This window comes from Agarivorans sp. B2Z047, assembly GCF_023373605.1.
GTDB lineage: Bacteria > Pseudomonadota > Gammaproteobacteria > Enterobacterales > Celerinatantimonadaceae > Agarivorans > Agarivorans albus.
On record NZ_CP088080.1, the window covers coordinates 3164991 to 3190810 of the forward strand.

The 25820-nt window shown below is 42.7% G+C and carries 22 protein-coding genes and 1 tRNA gene; 10 read left to right on the forward strand and 13 right to left on the reverse strand.

Annotation, left to right across the window (positions count from 1 at the left end; translation table 11 throughout):
- Positions 1–14: 14 nt before the first annotated feature.
- The 5 genes from LQZ07_RS14485 to LQZ07_RS14505 all read right to left on the reverse strand — a co-directional run bounded on the left by LQZ07_RS14485 (position 15) and on the right by LQZ07_RS14505 (position 4735).
- The gene (locus tag LQZ07_RS14485) at positions 15–806 is read right to left on the reverse strand and encodes an HrgA protein (protein ID WP_227981723.1); all 792 of its coding nucleotides are present in this window, start codon (positions 804–806) and stop codon (positions 15–17) included.
- Positions 806–1543: a restriction endonuclease subunit S gene (locus tag LQZ07_RS14490; protein WP_152786319.1), complete on the reverse strand. Its 738-nt coding sequence runs from the start codon at positions 1541–1543 to the stop codon at positions 806–808. Before LQZ07_RS14490 ends, LQZ07_RS14485 begins: the two co-directional genes overlap by 1 nt.
- On the reverse strand, positions 1544–2083 hold the full coding sequence (locus tag LQZ07_RS14495) for a restriction endonuclease subunit S (protein WP_152786321.1): 540 nt from the start codon (positions 2081–2083) through the stop codon (positions 1544–1546). It lies immediately after the preceding gene.
- Positions 2073–3791: a class I SAM-dependent DNA methyltransferase gene (locus LQZ07_RS14500; protein ID WP_152786323.1), complete on the reverse strand. Its 1719-nt coding sequence runs from the start codon at positions 3789–3791 to the stop codon at positions 2073–2075. Before LQZ07_RS14500 ends, LQZ07_RS14495 begins: the two co-directional genes overlap by 11 nt.
- A 608-nt stretch (positions 3792–4399) precedes the next feature.
- On the reverse strand, positions 4400–4735 hold the full coding sequence (locus LQZ07_RS14505) for a YgiW/YdeI family stress tolerance OB fold protein (protein ID WP_152786325.1): 336 nt from the start codon (positions 4733–4735) through the stop codon (positions 4400–4402).
- A gap of 751 nt (positions 4736–5486) precedes the next feature.
- On the opposite strand from LQZ07_RS14505, the gene LQZ07_RS14510 reads away from it, so the two are divergent.
- Positions 5487–6470, forward strand: a complete 984-nt coding sequence (locus LQZ07_RS14510) for a polysaccharide lyase family 7 protein (RefSeq protein WP_249483164.1) — start codon at positions 5487–5489, stop codon at positions 6468–6470.
- Here the strand turns inward: LQZ07_RS14510 and LQZ07_RS24700 are convergent.
- The 4 genes from LQZ07_RS24700 to LQZ07_RS14530 all read right to left on the reverse strand — a co-directional run bounded on the left by LQZ07_RS24700 (position 6446) and on the right by LQZ07_RS14530 (position 10142).
- Positions 6446–6793 carry an MBL fold metallo-hydrolase gene (locus LQZ07_RS24700; RefSeq protein ID WP_368666389.1) on the reverse strand — a complete coding sequence of 116 codons (348 nt, stop codon included), beginning with the start codon at positions 6791–6793 and terminating at the stop codon, positions 6446–6448. The genes LQZ07_RS14510 and LQZ07_RS24700 overlap by 25 nt on opposite strands.
- Before the next feature lie 569 nt (positions 6794–7362).
- Positions 7363–8601: a tyrosine-type recombinase/integrase gene (locus LQZ07_RS14520; RefSeq protein WP_152780815.1), complete on the reverse strand. Its 1239-nt coding sequence runs from the start codon at positions 8599–8601 to the stop codon at positions 7363–7365.
- A gap of 315 nt (positions 8602–8916) precedes the next feature.
- A tRNA-Ser gene (locus LQZ07_RS14525) sits at positions 8917–9004 on the reverse strand.
- 172 nt (positions 9005–9176) lie between these two features.
- Positions 9177–10142 (reverse strand): glucokinase, encoded by a 966-nt coding sequence (locus LQZ07_RS14530; RefSeq protein ID WP_152780817.1) that lies wholly within the window; start codon positions 10140–10142, stop codon positions 9177–9179.
- 328 nt (positions 10143–10470) lie between these two features.
- Here LQZ07_RS14530 and LQZ07_RS14535 point away from each other — a divergent pair, with 328 nt between their 5' ends.
- The gene (locus LQZ07_RS14535; RefSeq protein ID WP_016401844.1) at positions 10471–11319 is read left to right on the forward strand and encodes a MurR/RpiR family transcriptional regulator; all 849 of its coding nucleotides are present in this window, start codon (positions 10471–10473) and stop codon (positions 11317–11319) included.
- A gap of 316 nt (positions 11320–11635) precedes the next feature.
- Here LQZ07_RS14535 and LQZ07_RS14540 read toward each other — a convergent pair whose 3' ends face one another.
- The 3 genes from LQZ07_RS14540 to LQZ07_RS14550 form a co-directional block, all read right to left on the reverse strand.
- Positions 11636–13960 (reverse strand): acyl-CoA dehydrogenase, encoded by a 2325-nt coding sequence (locus LQZ07_RS14540; protein WP_152780819.1) that lies wholly within the window; start codon positions 13958–13960, stop codon positions 11636–11638.
- Positions 13961–14000: 40 nt separating this feature from the next.
- Positions 14001–14627, reverse strand: coding sequence for a TetR/AcrR family transcriptional regulator (locus LQZ07_RS14545; protein ID WP_220721244.1), 627 nt, complete (start codon positions 14625–14627; stop codon positions 14001–14003).
- A 247-nt stretch (positions 14628–14874) separates the two neighbouring features.
- On the reverse strand, positions 14875–15477 hold the full coding sequence (locus tag LQZ07_RS14550; RefSeq protein WP_152780821.1) for a hypothetical protein: 603 nt from the start codon (positions 15475–15477) through the stop codon (positions 14875–14877).
- Between the two features lie 495 nt (positions 15478–15972).
- Between LQZ07_RS14550 and LQZ07_RS14555 the strand changes: the two genes are divergently transcribed.
- From LQZ07_RS14555 to LQZ07_RS14570, 4 genes are all read left to right on the forward strand, one after another.
- Positions 15973–16227, forward strand: a complete 255-nt coding sequence (locus tag LQZ07_RS14555; protein WP_016401848.1) for a DUF2282 domain-containing protein — start codon at positions 15973–15975, stop codon at positions 16225–16227.
- A 70-nt stretch (positions 16228–16297) separates the two neighbouring features.
- Positions 16298–17140: a DUF692 family multinuclear iron-containing protein gene (locus LQZ07_RS14560; protein WP_152780823.1), complete on the forward strand. Its 843-nt coding sequence runs from the start codon at positions 16298–16300 to the stop codon at positions 17138–17140.
- On the forward strand, positions 17133–17912 hold the full coding sequence (locus LQZ07_RS14565; RefSeq protein ID WP_152780825.1) for a DNA-binding domain-containing protein: 780 nt from the start codon (positions 17133–17135) through the stop codon (positions 17910–17912). Before LQZ07_RS14560 ends, LQZ07_RS14565 begins: the two co-directional genes overlap by 8 nt.
- A complete protein-coding gene (locus LQZ07_RS14570) occupies positions 17896–18351 on the forward strand; it encodes a DoxX family protein (protein ID WP_152780827.1) in 456 nt (151 codons plus the stop codon). The genes LQZ07_RS14565 and LQZ07_RS14570 overlap by 17 nt, the downstream gene beginning before the upstream one ends.
- Before the next feature lie 82 nt (positions 18352–18433).
- On the opposite strand, the gene LQZ07_RS14575 is transcribed toward LQZ07_RS14570, so the two are convergent.
- A complete protein-coding gene (locus LQZ07_RS14575; protein ID WP_152780829.1) occupies positions 18434–19960 on the reverse strand; it encodes a fumarate hydratase in 1527 nt (508 codons plus the stop codon).
- 206 nt (positions 19961–20166) lie between these two features.
- On the opposite strand from LQZ07_RS14575, the gene pabB reads away from it, so the two are divergent.
- From pabB to LQZ07_RS14595, 4 genes are all read left to right on the forward strand, one after another.
- A complete protein-coding gene (gene pabB, locus LQZ07_RS14580; protein ID WP_152780831.1) occupies positions 20167–21537 on the forward strand; it encodes an aminodeoxychorismate synthase component I in 1371 nt (456 codons plus the stop codon).
- 19 nt (positions 21538–21556) lie between these two features.
- Positions 21557–22129, forward strand: a complete 573-nt coding sequence (locus LQZ07_RS14585; RefSeq protein WP_152780833.1) for a CoA pyrophosphatase — start codon at positions 21557–21559, stop codon at positions 22127–22129.
- Positions 22130–22195: 66 nt separating this feature from the next.
- Positions 22196–23554 (forward strand): L-serine ammonia-lyase, encoded by a 1359-nt coding sequence (locus LQZ07_RS14590; RefSeq protein ID WP_152780835.1) that lies wholly within the window; start codon positions 22196–22198, stop codon positions 23552–23554.
- 154 nt (positions 23555–23708) lie between these two features.
- Positions 23709–25820, forward strand: a complete 2112-nt coding sequence (locus tag LQZ07_RS14595; RefSeq protein ID WP_227981201.1) for a di-heme-cytochrome C peroxidase — start codon at positions 23709–23711, stop codon at positions 25818–25820.

The window sequence follows — 25820 nt, forward strand, 5'->3', positions numbered from 1 at the left end:
GCTGGGATCAGGATCTAGCTATCAAATAATGATTCAGTATTTAGAATGACGACCCCTATACCATGCAAACTGGATAACATTTGCAACTCGCCTTCAACGTCACTGTTCAAGCCCGTCGCAACTAAGTAACCCAGATTGGCCCAGCTAGAATTCGAGACAGCTTGAAAGAAATACTTCCTAACGTTCCCTTTTGTTAGATGTTTCTTCACTTCAAAAGACCAAAGCCTCACCGAGCTGTGATTACCACTTCTAACACAGCTTCGGACAATGTCATCCCAACCTTGATCGAGAGGCTCTAAAGCTACAATATCAGGGTGAAGCCAATGGTTACCGCCGTTACCGTGTGCGTTTTTCGACTTTCGCTCGTCAATGCGTTGGCAGTACAAGCCAAGATCTTTACTCAAGTATTTTACAAGCATTGGGTAGAGATCGTGCTCACTGTAACTACCTGATGCTAAAGGCGAATCAAGGCCTACCTCATCCCCCTCACCTTTACTCGGTGCTATTACCTGTGGCTGTTCTTCTAGCAGAGGGTGCTCTTCCCAGTAATATATGCGCGGTCTAGGTTTATCCCTTGTGACCACGTTATAGCAAATACTCTTCGCTCTTTGTGTTGTGTCGCCACCAATTTCAGTTGCTAATTGCGCAATCAACTTTTCTTCAGTGTTATAGCGGGGATTGGTTTGCTTTTCTGCAATTTCTTGTGGGTATCGAAATAGGAACTCTTTGGCTAAATCCCGGGCAGTAAACTTTTTCTCAGGATGCGCTTTAAGCGTCTCGATAAGCATTTCTACGCGGGTTGCCATTAACTAGCCTCAGCCCATTGTTGAGTAAGTGCTAAGTCAATTTCGCCGGAAACCAATTTAGGAAGTAGCGTGTTGCGTAATGATTCCAAAGTTTCATTCTGTGCTCTATTTTGAGGGATCAACTGGTAAAACTTATCTACGATAGAGGAAAAAGCTTCACGCAGCTCAACTGGTGGTACAGCCATTTCCCAGTTCATAATTGCTGTCTTATCACCTCGCGGCATTTTTGCGCCTTTCGAGGTTCTAGTCATGTAATCAAAGAATGTATCTTGATAGAGCAAGTTCATCAGGTATGAGTCTGTATTTTCACTAACTGATTCAAAACCAAGAACATCATTGGAACGACCACCACTTCCCTCAGCCAACCAGATCTTCTTAAAGTAAGGACGGATGTTTGAAACTAAGATGTCTCCCGACTTATATGCTGCGACAGTTTTAGCTGTTGGAAGCTTAGATGCAGCGCTTACACCTTTCTTTTCAGCGAGCATATTCTCTGTAGAGATGTAACTCTCTAGTGTAATTGAGTCGTTGTTAGCTCTTGCTGAACAGTATTTTGCGACGTCACTCAGTGTGCCGACATCCCAGCTTTCAGGAATTAAACCTAGCTCAGACTCAACTAGCTTTTCTGGGAATAGCGAAGCAGTAGCCGAATCCATACCCTCTGGTAGCTCACCATTCATCTTGGTTTTTACTGGATCGAAGTCAACAAACCATGACTTAAAGATGGCTTGTGCCATTTATTCAAGGGTTTGGTTAGTTTGATTGTTGTTCTCTATTTTTGAGTCAAAAGCGCTAAGTATCGACGCAATTCTCTTTTGAGTAGTTTCTGATGGAACTGATAATTCTACTTCTTTTAAACTACTACCACTTATTTCTTTAAAGGTAGAACCCGTCGCTCTAGCCTGTAATTCTGGTACTAGAGTTTTCAGTAAGTAGTAAAAAAAAACTGGATCATATCCATCTTTCAAGATTAAGCTTTTAAAACCTTGATTGGTCGACAACTCTTGATCTGCAATTGCTACATACCCTATTGGGGCTCGACTCGTTAATAAAACCGTTCCTTTTGGTAACAACTTGGCACTAGACTTATTCAGACCAAGGTCTGTGATGTTTCTTTCTCCAGAGGATATTCTTTTGGATTTATAACCTGATAGATCTTTTGGGGTGATCCAAGAAACATCCCCTCCATAATATTCCTCTACTTTAGAAGATGGAGTACCACCACCGACAACTTTTGCTACGTTTCCAATCGTCGTTCTTTCCAAACTAAAGCTCATAACCCAACCCCGCTAGGTTCTTCTTGATCTCGGCTTCTAAGGTTGTGGACTCAGTAAACTGTTCACTTAGCTTTGAAGTCAGCGTTGCCATCTTTTCAGCAAAAGGAACACCATCATCCTCTTCCTCAGTAACGCCAACATAACGACCCGGAGTTAGTACAAAATCATGCTTAGTGATTTCTTCAAGGGTTGCTGATTTACAGAAACCTGCCTGATCTTCATAAGCTAAGCCATGAACTTCTTCACCTGTTTTCCAAGCATGAAATAAATCGGCTACTTTCTTGATATCATCAAAGCTGAAATCACGTAATACACGCTCTTTCATGAAACCAAGGTTACGCGCATCGATAAACAGCACTTCACCCTTACGTCCACGTAGCTTACGACCTGCCTTATCAACGCGAGGGTTCTTATTCTTAGTTAAGAACCAGATACAAGCAGGGATCTGGGTGTTGGTAAACAGTTGACCGGGAAGTGCTACCATACTTTCAATCAAGTCATTCTCGATTAACGCCTGACGAATAGTGCCCTCGTTGTTGGTCGTTGAACTCATCGATCCATTTGCTAACAGAAGCGCCTGAGAGCCTTCAGGAGCAAGGTGATGAAGCATGTGCTGCATCCACGCGAAGTTAGCGTTACCTGATGGCGGTTGGCCGTATTTGAAGCGAGGATCGTTATCATCAACTCCCGTATTCCACTCTTTCATGTTGAATGGAGGGTTAGCCATGATGAAATCAGCACGAAGGTCTGGATGCTGTACGTTGGTGTAGGTACTCGCAGGCTCTTTACCGAAGTCGTAATCAAGACCACGAATTGCCATGTTCATCGCCGCTAGTTGCCAAGTTATGTGATTGTACTCTTGACCGTAAATAGAGATCTTCTGCTTCTGGGTTAGAGCATCAACCTTCTTTTCATTCGCATGGCGCTCAATGAACTTCTCTGATTGTACAAAGAAACCGCCAGAACCCATTGCAGGGTCGTACACACGACCTTCAAAAGGTTCTATCATTTCAACAATAAGCGTTACGATGGATGCTGGCGTGTAGAATTGACCGCCTTTTTTACCTTCAGCAAGCGCAAACTGACCCAGCATGTATTCGTATACGTGACCAAGGATGTCTTTACTGTTTAGATCGGCATGAACAAACGGAATGGTGGCGATTAAGTTGATAAGCTCATTCAGCTTGGCTTGGTCAATTTTTAATGAAGAGTATGACTTGTTAAGTACACCTTTCAATTTGGGGTTATCGCGCTCGATACCTTCAAGTGCATTATCAATTAAATGACCAACAGAAGTGATTTTCTTAGTCACTGTCTTGTTATTTGAGCCATTAATCTCAAGTTCTGCACCACCAATAACCAATGGGCCATTGTCTTGCAGGAACTGCCAACGAGATTCTGTTGGCAGCCAAAACACGTTTTTCTCTGTGTAGAAATCACGTTGTTCAAGCTCGATGGCAATCTCATCTCGTAGCTCTTCTTCCGAGAAGTTAGCAGGATCTAAATAGTATTCGTGCTCTGGATTATCAAGGTCAGCTTTAATTTCATCCTGACGCAGTTTAAACGCATCAGAGACGTATTTAACAAAGATTAATCCTAACACTGCGTGCTTGTATTGCGCTGCATCTAGCGTTGAGCGCAGCTTGTCTGCTGCATTCCAAAGCTTACCTTCAAGCTCTTTCAAATACGGTTGTTCTGTTTGATTCATTGATGATGCTCTTAACCTAGAATATTAAGTAGGTTAGCCAAACACCCGTTGCACCGCGTGTCTCGAATGTATCGAGCAGCGTGCCTGCAATGCTCAATTAATTCTGGAAGCTTATTTCAGGACTTATCTCAAGTTTATTTTATATTTAGATATCACAATTTTAAGTAGCGGCGTTTCTGATTACAAAGCGACTAAATGTCGTTAGTAATATTTCATTGCTTAACGCCTTGTCAGACAGACATTCTTTTACGGTAGAGTTTATTTTATATTCAATCGCTTAATTCTATAGCTTTTACAGTTCCAGCCTATTTACAGCAAGCTTATTCAACTTTTCTATCCAAGCGACCTAATTTTATTTCAAGTGAAATTGACAATTGGTGTTGATGCTAAATATCTCGAATTGTCGTGTAGCATGGTGAAAGGTGTTGATGTTGAGCCTCTTTTAGAAAGTATGTCCCTAAATCGCCCCTCTAAAATACAAGCTAATTGATTGAAACTGACAGGCACCAATTCCAAATTGGGTAACTGTCAGATCAGGTCTTAGCTAGTACAACTTAACTAGGCAACAAAATATTCATATTATAACTTTTACCTTTGCTAAGTTGCGCTTACAGCTTTCTGATGGCGTCAACGTCGATTTCGCGAGTTGTCCAATCTAAATCGACTTCGCCACGAATAATAACTTTATCTTCTGGTGTGATATCTTGGCCCATCCAGACATCGCTGTCGATTTCAATCTGTATTTCGCCAGTTTGATCTTTGAACAGGTACATGTCATTGCCTAGCGATTTTACAATGTTACCTGTAAGCTCAACGTAGCTGTCATCTCTTGCCTCAAGTGCGGCTGAAACCGTGTTGATGCCTTGTGCTTGTGGGCCGTTAAATGCGGCGAATACTGTGTTTGAATTTAACAATAGAACAGAAGCGAACAATACTTTTTTCATGTTTGTATTCTTTATGTATGTTGTTAAAGTGGCTGAAACATTGAATGAGACCATATTCGCAAAGCTGATATTTGGAGTTCGCGCCCAAGGTCAATTGCAGCAAACTTATATACTCGGAATCAATTCCTCCAACAACTTTGAAATCTTTTTCTCATGCACCAGCATATTGGTTACTCCGTTGAGCCAGTGTTGTCACAATGACGACAAAATAGTAGCCTCATGCCTTAAAATCTAATAGCGTCAATATGTAACTGTAATGTATCGGTGAGTACTTTACGGGAAGGCATGCCTCGTGTAGTCAGCTTACTTCATGGCTTTTCTGCCAGGGTGCGGTGGTGGTATTTGTTGCCACTCTGTCAACTTACCGGACCGGATGACTTTAGATCAGTTTATTCCTGCGGGACACCTGGGCACTTTCGTATAGCTTTCTTTACTTGCAATACAATGGTAACCAGGCAATCAAGCTGATGCGTTACACGACGGGGGAGGATAAAGTGCGGTCCGATTGGTCGGTTTAGTGGGGCACTCCATATTGCAAGCATTCCGACTCGTTTATGTCCCTTAGAAAGCTTTCACTCACAATCCTACACTCTAAACGAATAACTTCTAAGAATAGGTCAACAGGCCCTTTGGTTGGGCTTATTTGTAATATTTAATACGAAGCTCACAAAACAGTCAAAAGTCATTTTTAGAGATGACCTTTGTCAGATTATGAATAACTGCTTTTAAATCAAATTGTTAAGGGAATGTTATGATTAGATTACGTAAAAATGTTGCACCTGTTTTAATAGCATGCTGCGCAATTAGTAGTATGAATGTACAAGCTTTCTCCGGGGATTTAAAAAAATGGAAGATCACTATTCCTGACAGTGAATATGATTTTTACGGCTCAGGTAGTAAGACAAAAGCAGCTGAGCTTGCGCCTGAGCGATGTGATTCGACCCCTCTTCCCTTTGATGCCAGTACCCCTATCATCGGAAGTACAGGTGTAGTCTTTTTTGATATGCAAAATGATCAAGCGCATTTCCGTGCCGATTTGGGTGGCGGCGTGACGACACCAAATACAAGCTATATAAGAGCTGAACTGAGAGAGTTGTTTAACGTTGATTATGACACGAGTAACCCTTGCTCAACATCAACGGCAGAGACATCGTGGCAAATTGTCGATGCTGCGACGCAAACTCACACACACACGCTATCAAGCATTTTAACGGTGGCAGAGCATCCTGAGAGTAATGTCATTGACGATTTACCCAAAGTGATCGTAGGCCAAGTTCATGGTTGGGAAATAAAGCAAGCTTTAGTAAAAATGCAATGGGAAGGCTCGGAGCGTCCAGTCAGAGCGATCCTCAACCAAAACTTCTTTAAAGATAACATTGAGTGTACTGATGACTTAGCAGAAAAAACGGGCTGTGATAAATGGCCGTTTAGTGTTGAGTTGGGCACTTACGAAAAGGGAGAGGAATGGAGATATGACATCACGATTGACTCAGATGGCATCTACTTAATGACTCAAGACTCAAATGGTCAGCAAAAGGTTGAGTATGATATGAAGTGGGGAGAAGAGTTTCTAGATAAGGACGGCAATCGAGTCACACTGGTTACCGATTGGACCGATGACGATGTAGCCTTCTACTTTAAGGCTGGAATTTATCCACAAATTAGACCAGATACAGCGTTTTCAGGGCAGCGTTTTGATGTGGGCTTTTCTCAAATCAACCTTTTCCACCGATAATTTACGTGCATAATAGTCAGCCACGTTAACATAAATGCCAGCGATGCCATGCTGGCATATTTCTTTTCTAATTTTTCGAATCTGGTTGATACTTCCCTATAATGTTTAATTTTAGCAAAAGCACTCTCAACTAAATGATCAATTTCAGGACAGCTTTGGCTCTGTAGTAGCTTAATAGTTCCATTGATGTGGTCATTGTCAATATGAGTGACAATTACAGAGTCGATCTTGTCTTTGCCAACAATATTAGATTCCCAGTTAGAAAAAGACGGCGCTGTGCCGCCGTCAATCAAGACAAATCCGGATTGGCTTTCGATAGAGATACAGTCTCCATTCTAAACTTTGTGCATTATAACTTTTAGCATTTTTGTGAATAACCTCTATTACTTAGCAATCAATACACAACTCACATCAACTGTCAAAATCATCAGTTGTGTACCATAAGGAGCATAAATTAGAGATTGATTTCAGTCGTATGAGGGATGAATTGAGCTGTCAAATATTTGGTAGGCCTGAATGGTAAAACCTGCGGTTAGAATAAACAACGCAGGTACACATAAGCTTATAGTATGGCTAAATTCGACTCAGCACTACATAGCCGCAAGCGGCTCTAAGCCGTTTCGGGGCATAAACGTTTTAACAATTATAAAAATAAGCTAATTCAATTTTTCAATACCAGCTCTAGCAACACGCAAAGTGACTAAGGTTTATCCTATCAAGGTGTATTACCCCTGAAGTAGCATTGCTAAAGTACCAAAGTGAAAATAGGAACACTGGTGGCAAGCTTTAGTGCATTGACCACACGTATGCCTGCTACCCACGACAAATAATTTGCAGAATAGCAGCCACTTAAACTTGCAATTAATTAACTATACCACTAGTCACAAAAAATTTAGTTCGACACCAACTTTAAATCATTACCAGAATTGCTTACGCTATAGCTACCAAAACTTGATTTCTCAATATGCCGACTCCACCAGTCCATCATTTTCTTGCGACTTTCTAGATAATCTGTTCGATTGTAGGCACTACGTATCTTATCTTTGTCAGCATGAGCTAAGGCTGCCTCTATAACATCTGCATCAAAGCGCTGCTCATTGAGAGTTGTGCTTGCTAAAGCCCTTAAACCGTGTGCTGTAGTTCTATCTTTAAAGCCCATACGCCCTAAAGCTTTGTTTGCGGTTTCTGAATCTACTGGCTTTCTGGGATTCCGGGGAGATGGAAATACGTACTCCCTATGTCCACTAAAAGGTCGTAAAGCTTCAAGAATAGATAAGGTTTGTTGTGTTAGGGGAATAATATGCTCGCGTTTCATTTTCATTCGTTCTGCAGGGATAACCCAAATACCACGTTCTACATCTATTTCAGCCCAACGGGCACCAGAAGCCTCGCTTGGCCTAGTCATAGTGTGAAGTTGCCACTCAATCAAAAAACGCGTTACCCGATGCATATTGGCTGTGGCTACAGTTTTAATAAGTTCATGCAGTTCTTCAGGTTTTAGAGCCTTCATGTGGATGACTTTGTGCCTTCTAAAAACCTCTCTAATTCCAACTAAAGGATTCGAGTGAATTAAACCACTATTAACTGCGAAGTTCATAATTTCATTCATCAACTGAGCAGTTCGCTTTACCGTTTCATATAAACCTTTTTGTTCAGTAGGTTTTGGTGCAGCTATTGCCATGGGCGCGGTTAATTTAGACACAGGAATGCTGCCGAGTTTAGGAAATGCGTATAATTCTAACTTGCGCCAATTATCATGGAGTGTTTTTTCTTTTAGACTTCCTACTTTAGAGTCTTTCCACAAAACGGCCACACGTGAAAAGCTAGCACATTGTTCAGCTATTACCTGCGCTTTTCTTTCTGCTTTAACTAATTGGGGATCAATGCCCTCTGACACAAGTTTTCTAGCTTGCAACGCTTTATCTCTTGCTTCAGCTAAAGATACATCAGGGTAAGTGCCAAATGAGAGATAGGTGACCTTTTCTTGAGCCGGCCTTTTGTATCGAAACTGCCAAGACTTAGTGCCACCTGGCCGGACACAGAGATACAAATTACCTCCATCAGATAATCGGTATACACCTGCTTTTCCTTTGGCTGTTTGAACTTCTTTTACCGTTAGCTTTTTAGCCATATTCGCCCCCAAAAGTAATACTTTCAGTTCACTACATTTTGCAAAAATAACAAGTATTACTTTTCACCTTAAAATCACATTAATTCAGCAACTTAATCTCATTGAGATAGCGCCAAATAACACATCAAAGTAATAAGTTTTTCACGTACAAAAGTAATACTAGCATCAATTAATGTAGACAAGTATTACTACTGGTATTACTTAAAGTAGTGGATTTAAGTGGACGTCACTGGATAACAATGGATGCTAAAACATTGAATTAATTATGCATAAGAAAAGAAAAAAGACGCCCTAGGACGTCTTTAAACTTGAAGATGGCGGTGACGGAGAGATTCGAACTCTCGAAGGGTTGCCCCTTACACACTTTCCAGGCGTGCTCCTTCAGCCACTCGGACACGTCACCTTAATTGATTTATTGCGCTTAGCAATAATGAGGCGCTAGATTACGGATCACTTATGTTTGGGTCAATAACTTTTTGGCCAAATACTGGCAACTGCCGAGTTCTTAAACAATTTTTGCTGACTCAAACAAAAAAAGAAGCCGAAGCTTCTTTTTCATTAAACAACTGTTAGGCCTAGATACGGTAGCCGTTACTTTGACGTAAGTAAGCAGCTGCACCCTGCAAGCCTGGTTGTTCTTCAGTAATGATGTAAACAGGCACTTTAGCCACAAATTCTACAAAACGCCCTTTATCTTCAAAACGCTTGCGGAACTCACTGTTATTAAAGAAATCCATAAAGCGTGTAATGATGCCGCCAGCGATGTATACGCCGCCAAAAGTGGACATGTTAAGCGCCAAGTTACCGCCAAACGAGCCTAAAGCACGACAGAACACTTCCATTGCTTCTACACACACTGGACAGCTGCCGTCTAAACCGCGAGAAGTTACATCTGAAGGCTCAAAGTTTTCTGCTGTTTTACCATGCATATCCATTAAGCCTTGGTAAATGTTTACTAGGCCGGGACCGGAAAGTAGGCGCTCTGCCGAAACATGGCCCAGACGTTTTTGCAAAAAGGCTAAAACATGTGCTTCTTTTTCATCATTTGCGGCAAACTCTACATGGCCGCCCTCACCCGGAATACATACATATTCGCTGTCGTGGTGAATTAAGTGGGCCACACCTAGACCAGTACCTGGACCGTATACTGCGATTGGTGCGCCTGTTTTAGCTTCGCCACCGCCCACTTGGATTTTTTGCTCATCAGTCAGTGTTGGGATCGACATAGCGATGCCAGTGTAATCATTAATTACGTGGAAACCTTCAAAGCCTAATTGTTCTTGTACTTCTTTCTTAGAGAAGGCCCAGCTGTGATTGGTCATCGCGATCCAATCTTTGTCGGTAGGACAAGCAATGGCAACACAAGCTTGAGTTACAGTCTCTTGCTGCTCTTTAAGGTACAGGGAAATCACATCAGCGATGCTTGGGTAGTCAGCACATAAATACTTTTTTAAACGCCCTATTTCACCTGTTTTAAGTTCAACAAGTGCTAAACGAATATTTGTACCACCTACGTCGGCAATTAAACCAAAACCGGCCATTTTGTTTTCCTTCATACCAAGTTCAAAAAATAGAAAAATATTATTACGCATCCTAACAAACTCAGATTAAGATGGCTGTACTATATTTATGTTGTCGAATTTTACCGCTTTTGTTCTGAAATTTCGTTAGTAAATTACTAATTGCATACTCATTTTCAAAGATATTAGACCTAGCTCAAACTATAAAATCCCTCTCTGGTCTATGATTGCTCATAATTCAGCTTGTTTTACTAAATTGTCTGTGTAATTGTATGATATATAATTTTGTTGAAAAATTATTACATTTGACAACGTCGACATAACAAATGCGCTAAAAATAACGGATATTATGAATACGCTTGAAAAAATTACTAAAAATTTAGAAAACTTCAGCAAATCAGAACGTAAGGTTGCTGAGGTAATTATCGCCTCCCCTCAAACGGCGATTCATTCAAGTATTGCTGCATTAGCAAAACTCGCTGACGTAAGTGAACCGACAGTAAACCGCTTTTGTCGGCGCTTAGACACTAAAGGTTTTCCAGATTTTAAATTGCACTTGGCTCAAAGCTTAGCTAACGGCACGCCTTACGTTAACCGTCATGTTGACGAGGAAGATGGCCCGGAAGCGTATACATCTAAGATTTTCGAATCGTCTATGGCGAGCCTCGAAGCAGCAAAAAACAGTTTAGACCCTAATGCAGTAAATCGCGCAGTAGATTTATTGACCCAAGCCAAGAAAATTTCGTTCTTTGGTCTAGGCGCTTCTGCATCGGTTGCTCAAGACGCATTAAACAAGTTCTTCCGTTTTAATGTGCCAGTTAGTTACTTTGACGATGTAGTGATGATGCGCATGAGCTGCATTGTGGCTACCGAAGAAGATGTGATTATTTTGATTTCGCATACTGGCCGCACTAAAGCGATGATTGATATCGCGGTACTTGCTCAACAGAATGACTCAACGGTTATTGGCATTACCAGTAAAGACTCTCCGCTGGCCAAAGAATGTAACCTTGTATTGTCTATGGATGTACCAGAAGACACAGACGTTTACATGCCTATGGCATCACGCATTGCGCAAATGGCACTGATTGACGTATTGGCTACCGGCTTTACCCTACGCCGAGGCGAAAAATTCCGAGAGAATCTACGTAAAGTTAAGCAAAGCCTTAAAGACTCGCGCACTGATAAATCATTGTAGAATGTCTACTAGGAGCCAGCGAAAGCTGGCTTTCTTGTGCCTGTTTATGGGCATTTTCGTTTAACGCTCTCCAGCACCATTAGCGTTAAACAGTTCCGCACTAAGTATTCTATTACCCGCTCGATACGTTAACTACAGCATCCCTTATTAGTTGTGTTCAAACCACTAAACCTAGCGCGTAAAATACACAAGATAACTCTGATAACCACCTAAGTCTTACATCTACGCTATTAGACTTCTTTTAAGATTAACTGTTAGATATCAGGCAATAAAAAAGGATGCTTAAAGCATCCTTTTTCTGCAATCTGCTGAAACGCTAAGCTACGTTAACTTCTGACTCTATAGGTGCATTTTTCGCTTCTAATACACCAGGTTCAAAGTGATCAACTTGAATAGCTTGGTAACGCAACTTATCTGCTTCTAGCAAGTTACTTGCTTCTTCTTTAGAAAGAATGTCTTGTGCTAGAGCTTTTTCAACAATCTCAGCTAGGGCAACTTTACGCGGTAACTGGCCAGCTTTTTGCGCCTTAGCAATTTTGCGCTCTAAAGGACGAACCTTATACATAGCTAAGAATGCTTGCTCAATAATCGCTACTGCGTCACCTTCGCCGCCAGTGGTTACACACAAGTGACTTAAGCGTTCGCGTGCAGCTCCTGGCGTCATCATGGTTTCACAAATTTGGTGACTTATTTGATCATCGGCCAACTTAAAGCGATTGCCATAAGGGAAGACAACAGTTTTAAGCACACGAGCGACAACTCGGTTTGAGAAATTTTGGAAGAAGCCTTCAAAAGCAACGCCAACCTCATGCAAGTTACGCTCAACTGCCCACTTAACAAAAGGTAGATCTTCTGCTGGACGGCCTTGATCTTCATAATGCTTTAAGGTGGCAGAAGCTAGATAAAGATTACTTAACACATCACCTAAACGGGCAGAGATACGCTCTTTACGTTTAAGATCGCCACCTAGAATTAGCATAGACATATCGGCACATAGCGCTAAACCTCGGCTCATTCTTGTTAACTGGCGATAATAAACCGCAGTGTCGCCTGATACTGGGCTTGAGTTAAACGCAGCACCAGTTAAGCCTTGGAATAAACTACCCGCAAAGTTGCCAACACCAAAACCAATGTGTTTTAGAAGCAAACTATCAAATTCTGCCAAACCTGCTTCTTCATCAGGATTTGCCGCAGCCTGTAGCTCTTTAAGTACATATGGATGACAACGAGTTGCTCCTTGACCAAAGATCATCAAGTTACGGGTTAGAATATTTGCGCCTTCAACGGTAATTGCCACTGGTACACCGTTATAGGCGTGGCCAAGATAATTCATGGCACCTAACTGAATTGCACGCCCAGAGTGAATATCCATGGCGTCGTCTAATACTGTACGCGCCATTTCGGTCATGTGATATTTAGCAATAGCAGTAACAATGGCTGGGCTTTGATCTAAATCTAAAGCGCCTGCAGTTAAACGACGAGCCGCTTCTAACTGGTAAGTCATGCCACCTATTCGAGCAAGCGCTTCTTCTACCCCTTCAAAACGACCAATTGATAAGCCAAATTGCTTACGAACGTAAGCGTATGCACTGGTTGTACGCGAGCTCATATGGCCCACAGCGGTGCCAAGGGCTGGCAAAGAAATACCGCGACCAGCAGATAAACATTCAACCAACATACGCCAGCCTTTACCCACGTAATCAGCGCCGCCGATAATCCAATCTAGCGGGATAAATACATCTTCACCAAAAGTAGGGCCATTCATAAATGCCAAACCTAGTGGGAAGTGACGATCACCAGTGCGAACACCAGGGTGGTCGGCAGGAATAAGCGCACAAGTAATACCTAACTCTTCTTGATCACCTAACAGGCCTTCTGGGTCATAAAGTTTAAACGCCAAACCCACTACGGTAGCTACCGGAGCTAAGGTAATGTAACGCTTGTTCCAGTTTAAACGAATACCAACCACTTCTTCGCCGTTAAACTCACCTTTACAAATTATGCCTTTATCGGGAATAGCACCTGCATCAGAGCCAGCTTCTGGACCGGTTAAAGCGAAACAAGGAACATGAGTACCGTCAGCTAATCCTGGCAACCAATGATCTTTTTGCTCTTGAGTACCATAGTGAAGCAACAACTCACCAGGGCCTAAGGAGTTAGGAACCATTACAGTTACAGCCGCAGACAAACTGCGAGTAGCGATGGTGCTTACGATGGTTGAGTTGGCAATGGCCGAGAACTCTCTGCCACCGTAAGATTTAGGAATAATAAGTGCGAAGAAACCTTCGGCTTTTAAGTAGTCCCATACTTGCTGTGGTAGATCACGTTGATTTTGCACAATATCAAAGTCATCCAGCATGTCTAAAAGCGTGGCCACTTGAACATCCATAAAGGCTTGTTCGTCTTCACTTAAAGTAGCTTTTGGATAATTGTGCAGTTTGTTCCAATCTGGCTTGCCGCCAAACAATTCGCCATCCCACCATACAGAACCGGCTTCCATCGCCTCTTTCTCGGTTTGAGATAAGGGAGGAAGAATTTTCTTAAACACTTTAAAAGCAGGTCGAGTTACCAGCTTTTTACGCGTATCGGGTATGCACAACAGCACCACCGCGGCGGTTATTAACATTAACAAAATAGTCATGGTCAAATCCTTATTTCACGTACTTTATAGTTTTTATTGTTTAGGTTGGCGCACCCACACCGGCTGCCAAATAGGGGATTACTTTTCTGATTAATCCTTCGGTATTTAAATCTTCATTAAAGTCGGCGCTGGCAATATCTTTTAGGGCTGTGCTCGATGCCATGGTGAACACCACTGTTCCTAAGGTAAAATGCAAACGCCAAAATATATCGCTGTCAGATAACTCTGGATAAGCTAACCTCACCGCCTCTTGAAAACGGCTGAGTACTTCTCCAAAGTGATGAGTAATAAATTTACGTAGGTGCCCTTGGCTGTCGGTATACCCTCGTCCTAATAATAGTAGGAACATTGCGGTACCGTGTTTCTTCACTTGGTTCATTTCAAGCAAGGGGTCAATAAACGAAGAGAACACTTGGTCAAGATTAGGCGGTGTATCACCTTCTATATGTTCTAACATGGCTTTGTCTACCAAGGGCATAAATTGCTCTAGGTAGCGCATAAGAACGGCTTGGATAAGTTCTTTTTTAGAACCAAAATGGTAATTTACCGAGGCAAGATTAACCTCAGCATGAGAAGTAATTAACCTCAACGAGGTATCGGCAAATCCTCGTTCAGCGAATAAACGTTCAGCTGCATCGAGGATCTTACTTTTAGTTCCTTGTCTCACTATGACACCTTAAAAATAAAACACCTGTTTAAAATCTACGTTTAAGGCCTTCAGATGTCAATCATTCGCTAGGCATAATTTGCGGGTGAAACTAAAAACGAGAACTGAGCTCGGATTTTTTTAAGAAAAAAATGAAGATTTTTGAAACTTTATCGAAAACGCTGGGTCTTAATCTATGCCACTGCAATTAAATACTTAAATTGAACGCCCAGCGCCCCCTGTAGCTGGGCTTTTTTTTGCCTGCTATTTACAACGCGTCTTTAACACTTAAATAAGCAAATACACGATTTACTGCGTAATTCACACCTTCTGGTTTAATGGCTATTTGGCGGCGTCCCATATCGTCGGTCTCGACTTGAGCGAAGGCTTGCAGACTTACTTGCCACATTTTGTAATTAGACTGGGCGGTATACAAACTCATCATTAAGGTAGCACGTTGAAAGTCTTGGTTGCCGTCATCCGCCAATCCTGGCGATACCCCAAACAAAGTCATCAATTGTTCATCACTTAATTTTTGACTGGTAGGCAATGCAAAAGCCATCCAGTAATCGCAGCTATCATCAGCTTGAGATAAATAGTGAATACCTAAGTCTTCAAATTTTTGAGCAAAGGCTTCATGAAACGCATCATAAGCATGCACATCAGAGCGTTGGGGGTTTCGCAAGGCTTCTTCTAGCAATGGATGACCACATACTGTTTGTTGTTTAAACACAGTAAAACCGGGCTCTGCACTAACAATAATGGTATCGCGATATTGTTGTTCTTTGCGCTGAGTTTGCTCTTCTTCAACTACCGTTGTGCAGGCGCTAGCCAATAGTGTCAAGGCGCTAGCCAAGATAAGCTGTTTCATAAATTTAACCTGTTAAAACAATGTATTGATATAATTAACTAATTTCTAGAAAAAAGCACGTAACTGTTACAAGCGCTGTTGTAGACAAGCCACATACCAAGAAGTTTCCTTAAGCTGATAACAATATGCAGCCTAGAGTTCGTTTAAAACGTAGCAGCCTAATTTTCGACAGTAACTTAAGGCAAATCTTAGTTAGTTTTGGTAAGTCTCTCGCTAGTGACTAGCGAGCTAATTTTACATAGCTGCAACCTAATCTTTCACTAAAAAAATCAAAAAAATAAATAACTTTTTTGAAGCTAACAAAATCAAGACCTAAGCCGCGCCATGCCTAGCACTAACAAAAAGCCACTTAATATAAAATTGTAAAAACCTTTGCTCTATTGTTGATATTTTTTCACAACTCACGAAATTTTTTCTTTAGTAATGCGGTTTCCTTAGCTACAACTAAGTGAACAAGTTGTACTTAACACGACACAATTTGATAAAGGAAATATTATGAAAGGTTCAAACATTGCAATCGCTACAGCAGTAACTGGTTTAATCGCATTGGGTACTCTTACCGCCACTCCAGCTGTTGCTGCAGGTAAAGAGAAATGTTACGGCGTAGCCAAAGCGGGCAAAAATGACTGTGCTACCAAAAATAGCTCATGTGCCGGCACAGCGACAGCTGACAACCAATCAGACGCTTTTGTTGTATTACCAAAAGGCTTATGTGACAAACTAGCTGGTGGTAGCAAACAATCTAGCTAATTTGTAACTGCCGAACCAGCTAAACTTGGTTCGGCAGCCTCCCTACTCCCTCGCTTAAACGAACACCACTATGACAAAAAAACAATACGGGCTTGGTTTGCGCTCAGCTTATGCAGAACAGTTGCTAAACAAACACCAGCAATTGGATTGGCTAGAGATACACGCTGAGAACTACTTCAACCCTCACTCATACGATTATCATTTACTTAAGCAAATCGCTGAGCACAGTCCTATTAGTGTGCACGGGGTTGGTTTGTCGTTAGGGTCCTTCGATGCATTAAGCAAAACACATTTAGAGAAACTAAAAGCATTAATTGATGATGTTAATCCTTTTATCGTCTCTGAGCATTTGAGCTGGAGCAGCATTAACGGGCGTTTTTATAACGACCTACTGCCCCTACCTTACACGGAAGAGTGCTTACAGGTATTTATAGAACACGTTAACCAAGCACAAGATTTTTTGGGGCGACAACTGCTTATCGAAAATCCTTCGGCGTATTTGGCCTATCATGAAAGCCACATTCATGAGCCAGAGTTTTTGAACCGATTAGTTGAGACCACTGGCTGTGGTTTGCTGTTAGACATTAACAATGTTTATGTCAGTGGACATAACCTAGGTTGGGATAACCAAGAATACTTAGAGACACTAAATCTAGCTGCAGTTAAAGAGATCCACTTAGCGGGTTATACCGAAAAACAACTCGACAACAAAACAGTGCTTATTGATAGTCATAATCAAAAAGTTAGTGAGCCGGTATGGCAACTGTATCGCCAATTTCAGCAATACTATGCCAATAGCATCCCCACTCTTATTGAATGGGACAGCGATTTTCCATCCTTAGAGGTGCTCATTGAAGAAGTGGCACAAGCTAAACATATTGATCTTGCTATAAGCGAGGTGAACTGTGCTTAAACAATTACAACAAGAGTTTTCTGGCTCACTAAATCAAACAGATACCAGCCTTGAATCTCGCTTAGCCAATATCGCATTAAGCGCTGAAGACTCGATACAAATCTACCAAAATAACTATGTGCTAAGCCTTAGCGAAGCTTTGAGTGCCAGTTACCCAACAGTGCAAAAGCTAGTGGGTGAAGAATACTTTAAGTTTGTCGCTAAAAACTTCATTTTGCAGCATGGTCATAATCAAGGTGACCTCAACCTCTTTGGCTTAGGTTTTAATCAGTTCTTACAACAACAAGACGCACTATCTACACTACCCTATTTAGCAGATATCGCGCTGCTAGATTGGCAAATTGAACAGACGGCTGGACAACCATTAACAAACCAGCTTTTCACTGTAGAAGTTCTCCAATCGATACCAGCAGAGCAATTAGGTGATGCAGTGCTGCACTTAGCGCCTCATCAGTCTTTACTGGCTAGCCAATACCCTGTTTTTTCTATCTACCAAATGGTTCAAGCAAACCAAGTTGAAGCCATCGAGTTAGATGAACAAGATTTTGTACTGTTTACTAAGCAAGCTAATTTTGAAGTTCAACTAGAGCAAATATCCCCGCTTAGTTATGCGTTTCTTAGCCATTGCCAGCAACTACGTCCATTAGGTGAGCTGCCTCAACACTGTTTGGCAGAATTAGAAACCCTCCTTGGCGAATCTATTCAATTACAACGTTTATCCCATTTTAGTTTTGCATCAGAGATAGGAGAGTCAAATGATGCCACTTTATAATATCTACCTAAAAGCCGTAGAGATGATGCAGTTTCTGCTTATCCCTCTATTACTCACGTTTACTCGAATATGGGTAGCCATTGTATTTTTCCGCTCAGGTTATTTAAAACTTACCAGCTGGGATTCAACGCTTTATCTATTTGAACTTGAGTACCAAGTGCCAATTTTACCTTGGGAGCTAGCAGCCTATCTAGGAACTGCAGCCGAGCTAATTTTGCCGGTATTTCTGGTACTAGGCTTGTTTACCCGTATTTTTGCTTTGAAGTTGTTCTTGTTTAATATCATCGCTGTAGTGTCTTACCCAGTACTTTGGCCCGGTGGTTTTTACGACCACCAGCTATGGGGCTTAATGATATTAATTAATGTTATTTGGGGAGCGGGTCCATTTTCTGCCGATTACCTGTTAAACAAAAAAATGGCACAAAAAAAAGCGGCCTAAGCCGCTTTCATTAGGGTTTGTTGATCTTCCGAGCTGATTATTGCAGCGATAAATCAACAGACCCTAAGAAAAACTAAATATATTACTTGCTTAGTTTTGCATCTAGTTCTTCAATTTTAGCCTTCCAAATTGCTGGTCCTTGCTGGTGAGCAGAGTTACCGTCGGCATCAACTGCTACAGTAACCGGCATATCTTCTACTTCAAACTCATAGATTGCTTCCATACCTAAATCTTCGAAAGCCACTACTTTGGCATTCTTAATCGCTTTAGATACCAAGTAAGCAGCACCACCTACCGCCATTAAATAAACCGACTGATGTTTAGCAATAGAATCCACCGTTGCAGGGCCACGTTCCGCTTTACCAATCATGCCCATTAAACCCGTCTCTTCAAGCATCATGTCTGTGAACTTGTCCATACGAGTAGACGTTGTAGGGCCCGCTGGACCAACTGCTTCGTCTCGTACTGCGTCTACCGGACCTACGTAGTAAATAAATCGGCCATTAAAATCTACGCCATTAGGGAATGGTTTACCCTGCTCTAGATACTCTTTAATACGCTTATGGGCTGCATCGCGACCAGTAAGAATTTTGCCGTTAAGCAATACTGTTTCACCCATTTTCCAGGTGGCTACTTCTTCTTTGGTCACTTTATTTACATCTACCCGGCGAACATTATCACCAACATCCCAAGTGATCTCTGGCCAGTCTTCAAGCTTAGGTGGCGTTAATACCGCTGGGCCGCTACCGTCTAAATGAAAATGCGCATGACGTGTTGCTGCACAATTGGGGATCATTACAACCGGTTTAGAAGCCGCGTGAGTTGGGCAAGATTTAACTTTTACATCAAGCACCGTAGTTAAACCGCCAAGGCCCTGAGCACCTATACCCAGTTTGTTAATGCCGTCCATCAACTCTAAGCGTAGTTCTTCGTCGGCATTATCTGCGCCTTTAGCGATGAGGTCTTGAATATCAACCGGATCCATTAGCGATTCTTTAGCCATTACTGCAGCTTTTTCTGCAGTGCCGCCAATACCAATGCCTACCATGCCCGGTGGACACCAACCAGCACCCATTGTTGGTAAGGTTTTTAGTACCCACTCTGCAACAGAATCAGATGGATTTAGCATTACCATCTTAGATTTGTTTTCACTGCCGCCACCTTTGGCTGCAACCATAATCTCGACTTTGTCACCTGCTACTAAGTCTATGTGGACTACCGCGGGAGTATTGTCTTTGGTGTTTTTACGTGCCCCGTTAGGGTCAGCAACAATAGAAGCACGTAAAGGGTTATCTGGGTTGGTATAAGCTCTACGAACCCCTTCATCAACCATTTCTTGAACTGTGAGATCACTGTCCCATTGAACATTCATCCCTACTTTTACAAACGCAGTGATAATGCCGGTATCCTGACAGATAGGACGCAAACCTTGAGCACACATGCGTGAGTTAATTAAGATTTGGGCGATGGCATCTTTGGCAGCAATACTCTGTTCTTTTTCGTACGCTTCCGCCATTGCGGTGACAAAATCGAGGGGATGGTAGTAAGAAATGAATTGCAGCGATTCTGCGACACTGTCAATAAAGTCCTGTTTACGGATGATGGTCATAAAGTCTCCACGTTTCCTTATTATTGCCTTTTATTATCAACAGCTTTTATCGGGGCTGTTGCTACGGCTGTTAGGGTTGTTGTCGTTATCCTTCAGCGCCTATGATACCCTTGCGTCTCAAAGCCTGCTATAACCTAAAGCTAAGTTTTTACAATTTATCTACATCTTCAATTCTGAATAGTGAATGGTCACGCAAAACTACCTATATGATTGTTAGTAAAACTTTTTCTATTTCTCCAGTACAACTCTTCGAGCAACTAGCACAGCAAGACTGGTGTTGTTTTTTACAATCGGCTGCCGACTCTCACGAGAATAACCAGTTTGATATTTTAGTCGCCGATCCTATCGCCACTATTTCCTATAGCGATGGCACATCCAAAGTTAGGGTTGGCGAGCAGCACTACCAAAGCGAACAAGCACCCTTTGAGTTACTTGAATCTTTGCGCAAGCAACTGTTCCCCGAAGATCACGCCAGCACTTCAGAATTTCCCTTTGAAGGTGGTGCCTTAGGCTTGTGGTCTTACGATTTAGGTAGAAGCTTAGAAGTTTTACCAGAGCGCTTAGCCAAAGATTTAAGCACTCCAGATATGGCAGTAGGCTTTTATGATTGGGCACTTATTTTTGACCATCACGCAAAACGCACAACACTAATTCAATGGCATGAGATTGGCGACGACAAAGCGGCCCTTGAGCGTTTAAAGCAGCGTGAAATTTGGCTAAGCATTCAAACAAGCCAAGAGTTACCTAAGTTTGAACTAACCAGCGCCTGGCAAAGTAATATGGACCAAGCGGCCTACCATGAAAAATTTGAACAAGTACAAGAGTATTTGTTGAGTGGCGATTGCTACCAAATCAACCTGGCGCAGCGGTTTTGTGCAAGCTACCAAGGAACAGAAGCCGAAGCTTATCAGCGCCTTATTTCAGCTAACCAAGCGCCTTTCTCTGCGTTTATGCGTTTACCTAGCAGTTGTATTCTTAGTGTTTCTCCAGAGCGCTTTATTAGCTTAAAGAATGGTGAAATAGAAACTAAACCAATTAAAGGTACGCGCCCAAGAAGTACGGATAAGCAGCGTGATCAACAACTGGCTGACGAGTTACTCAGTGCCGAGAAAGACCAAGCCGAAAACCTCATGATTGTTGATTTGCTGCGTAACGATATTGGCCGGGTCGCAAGCCCTGGCTCCGTAGAAGTTCCCAAACTATTTGCCATCGAATCTTTCCCAGCGGTGCATCACTTGGTGAGCACAATCCGCGCAACACTTGCCCCAGACTACTCTGCAGAGCAACTTTTAGCGGCTTGTTTTCCAGGAGGTTCGATAACCGGAGCCCCTAAAATTCGGGCGATGCAAATTATTGAGGAGCTTGAAGAGAGCCGCCGCAGCGCTTATTGTGGTGCTATTGGTTATATATCAAGTAGTGGTGATATGGATACTAATATCACCATTCGCACCTTAGTGTGCGAAAATCAAAAAATATACAGTTGGGCTGGTGGCGGTGTTGTCACCGATTCCAAAGTTGACGCCGAATATCAAGAGACCTTCGATAAATTAAGTCGAATTCTTCCGGTACTCGAATAACCTAAGTTGGAGAAAACCGTTGTCCCAAAAAGAAACCACACATTTTTTACAACGCTTTCTCCTGCAACTCGCTAAACAAGATTCGCCTCGCAGCGCTAAACATGCCGCGGCGGTACTGTTACCAATTATCGCTCAACCAGGGCAAGCAGAACAAATAGTGCTCACTCAACGCAGCGCTCATCTGCGCCACCACCCTTCACAAATAAGTTTACCTGGTGGCAAACACGATCCCGAAGACATTAACCTTAGCCACACTGCGCTTAGGGAAACCTACGAAGAAATTGGCATTCATCCCACTGCGTTTACTATTCATGGTCAATTGCCAAAACAAACCACAGTAAGTAATTTTTCGGTACGCCCTTTTATAGCCACCACCAACCAAGCGTTGTCGTTTAAACTTAACTACGACGAAGTGGCTCAGGTAATGGTATTGCCACTACAGCCCTTTTTGCGACTAGATAATTACCACGGCTATTCCTTCAAACGCAGAGGAAAGCTCGAGGAAGTGTACTTTATAGAAGTAGAAAAACATGTGATATGGGGAGTCACCGCTAAAATATTGCGTGATTTCGCTTCTCATTGTTGCAGATAACTAAATATACTTATAATCTCAGAATTAACAACTTAGTGGCTTAAGCAGCTTTAGCTAGGATTAAACATGGTAAGTATATTTGACCTATTCTCAATAGGTATTGGGCCTTCCAGCTCTCACACTGTTGGACCAATGAAAGCAGCTAAGCTGTTTGCAGAGCGTTTAGACAGCAACGCTGAGCTAAATCGGGTTGATCACATTAAAGTAGAACTGTTTGGTTCATTAGGTGCAACAGGCAAAGGCCATGGCACAGGAAAGGCCGTTATCTTGGGCTTGTTGGGTGAGTCGCCCGAGTTAGTGGATATTGATACCGTTGATCAGATGCTGCTAAAGGTTGAGCAAACCGAAGAGTTATCGCTGTTAGCTAAGAAGACCATTAACTTTGCTAAAACAGGTGCCATTGTATTTCATCGTCGTAAGCAGCTACCAGCCCACAGTAATGCCTTAAGTTTTCATGCCTACCTAGACAATGGCAAACGCATCTCGGCCACCTATTACTCTATAGGCGGCGGTTACATTGTCGAAGAAGGCCAAGAAAACGATACATCGAGTCACAATTACCCCTACCCCTTCGAAAACGCCGAGAGCTTATTACAACGTTGCAAAGAAAGTGGCAAAAGCATTGCAGCCGTGGTCTCGGCCAATGAGCAAGTTCACTGTTCCACCCGAACCATCAGCCAATACACCCAACAAATTTGGCTTACAATGCAAGCATGTGTAAAACGCGGCATTAGTGAAGAAGGCATATTACCAGGCGGCTTAAAACTGGCTAGACGGGCACCAACTTTAAATCGACAGTTGGCTTCGCAGCGAAACTTAAGCTCAGATCCTTTAAATGTGATGGATTGGGTAAACCTGTATGCATTAGCGGTTAGTGAAGAAAATGCAGGCGGTGGCCGCGTAGTGACCGCACCAACCAACGGCGCTGCGGGTATTATTCCTGCGGTATTGCACTACTACCACAATCACGTTCAAGAACTTGATCAAGATTCAATCAATCAGTTTTTTCTAACCGCTACAGCCATTGGTTCTTTATATAAAACCAACGCATCTATTTCTGGTGCAGAGGTTGGCTGCCAAGGCGAAGTGGGCGTTGCCTGCTCGATGGCTGCAGCAGGCTTGGTGGCAATATTTGGTGGTAACCCCGAACAAATTGAAAACGCCGCCGAAATTGGCATAGAGCACAACCTTGGCTTAACCTGCGATCCCATCGGCGGTTTGGTGCAAGTTCCTTGCATTGAGCGTAATGCCATGGGCGCGCTTAAAGCGATAAATGCCGCTCGATTAGCATTAAGAGGCAGTGGTGAGCACAAAGTTTCTTTAGATAAAGCCATCAAAACCATGTGGGAAACTGGCTGCGATATGAAGAGCAAATACAAAGAAACTGCTCGTGGTGGCTTAGCAGTAAACATTATCGAATGTTAATTCACAGCTAAGTGTAAATATGCTGTTACTAGAGCTATCTCTTTGTTTTAGTAATAGTTAAGTGCAATCCACTTAAAATACCTATAACATTTAACCAACATTTACAGCCTGCACGACGCAGGCCGCTTGCATTCTTACAAATGGATTTGAAACTATGCTAAAACAGCTCCTGTCTGGGCTACTTTTGCTCGTCTTAAAAATCGTCTTACTGCCTTTTAAGCTAATTATTAAAGCCACTACCCGCTTGTTAAACTGGGTTTGGGGTTTAGTGAAAGCAATTTGGCAGGTTTGGCTAGCATTAGGACCACGTTGGTTACGCTACTCTTTTCTCGGCATTGCCTTGATCACAGCTGGATATTTAGGGCTAAAAGCTTTCCTCAAACCTAACCTAACCATAGAGACAGTGAATCAAGTTCACTACCTCAACAAAGGTTGGACCGACGAGCAACGCGAGCGTTTTTACTTTACCCCGCAAGGTACCGAGCTATTAGGGCTAGAGTATGATTGGTTCATCAACCTAGAGCTACCGCTTTCCAAAGATTTATTAACCAGCCCCGACAATATGCGCGGCTGGGGCTTTATTGTAACCCCTGGCCAGCAGCCTACCACCTTAAACCCTGGCAACCTTCCAGTAGGTTTAGGTCGGCACATTGACCCTAAATCCGGTAAAGAGCGCTTAGATCTTACCTGTGCCATGTGTCATACCGGTGAGCTTCACTACCAAGGTAACGCGCTGCGCATCGATGGTGGTCAGGCAGTGCAAAGTATTTCTAACGCCAAACGTGGAGAGTTTATTACTACCCTCGCCGCCTCTGTAGTCGCAACCCTCATCAATCCAAGTAAATGGAGCCGTTTTGCTGATCGCGTTGCAGGACAAGATCCTGCAACGCGTAACCAACTACGCAAACAAATTTGGGGCTTCTTAGGCAATATTAAGCAATTTGTATCGGGCGCTGGTGCTCCTAAGCTATATCCTGTTGAGGAAGGCCGCGGCCGAACAGACGCAGTAGGCCGAATAGCCAATGTGGTATTTGGCTACGATCTCGACGAACCCGCAAACTACCGTGTCGCTAATGCACCAGTTAGCTATCCCTTCCTTTGGGATATATGGCGTTTCGATTGGGTGCAATACACTGGCTTTACCAATCAAGCAATGGCAAGGAATGTGGGTGAAAGCCTAGGCGTATTAGCGCCAATCAAACTAGTGAATGATGAAGGTGAATTATTAACTAGCGAAGAGTTTGGTGAATCTGTCATTGATTTAGCCGGCATGCACTGCGTTGAAGGCACCTTACGCTCACTAGAGCCGCCGCGTTGGCCAGAAGCTATTCTAGGAAACATCGATACCCAGCTAGCCACCCAAGGTAAAGACTTATTCCTAGACCAATGTCAGGCTTGTCATGGACCGCATAAAGTCCAACCCTACCAATGGAAAGTAGCCAGCAAACCTGGTGAAAATCCAGACAAGCAAATAGATGTAAACTGGCAATGGGATATGGACGGAGACATTACTTTTGTTGGCCAACAAGCGGTACGCGAAGATTGGCGCGAAGTAATTTGGGCAATGCCTTGGGTTAAAACTTCGGTGATTGGCACTGACCCTACCGCTGCAGATAACTACATGGATCACCGCTACGATGGTAGCAAAATTATTCCAGGCTCGGCCCCAGTAAATGCAGGCGATGGCTTACAAATACTGCTTAATCGTTTAGTGCCAAAGCTTTACCAAGACAACAACATCGATAAAGCCTTGATTGCTGACTACGACGGTTTAAATGTACCTTTTAGAATCGCCAATATGCGTGCTTATAAACCGCGCCCATTACATGGAGTGTGGGCTACCCCACCATTTTTGCATAATGGTTCAGTGCCTACTTTGTATCACCTGTTATCGCCACTTCGCGAGCGACCAAAGCAATTTTATATTGGTAATCGTGAGTACAACCCTGACCATCTAGGTTTTATAACCGAACAACGCCCAGGTAGTTTTAAACACGATACCAGTATTAAGGGCAACGGTAACCAAGGGCATCTATTCACTGATATTGATATGCCGGGCCGAATCGGTCGTTTGCTTAGCATGCAGGAGCGTGCCGCTTTATTAGAATACTTGAAAGTAATGGGCAACCCCGAATTTAGCGACAAGCTTGGTGGAGACCCACTTGATTGGTCTAAATACACTCAAGCGCCACAGTTTGGCTCTGAACAGCAAGCTTGTTTAGACAGCTTTAACGCCGCGAAAAACAATCCAGCAAAGGTGCACTAA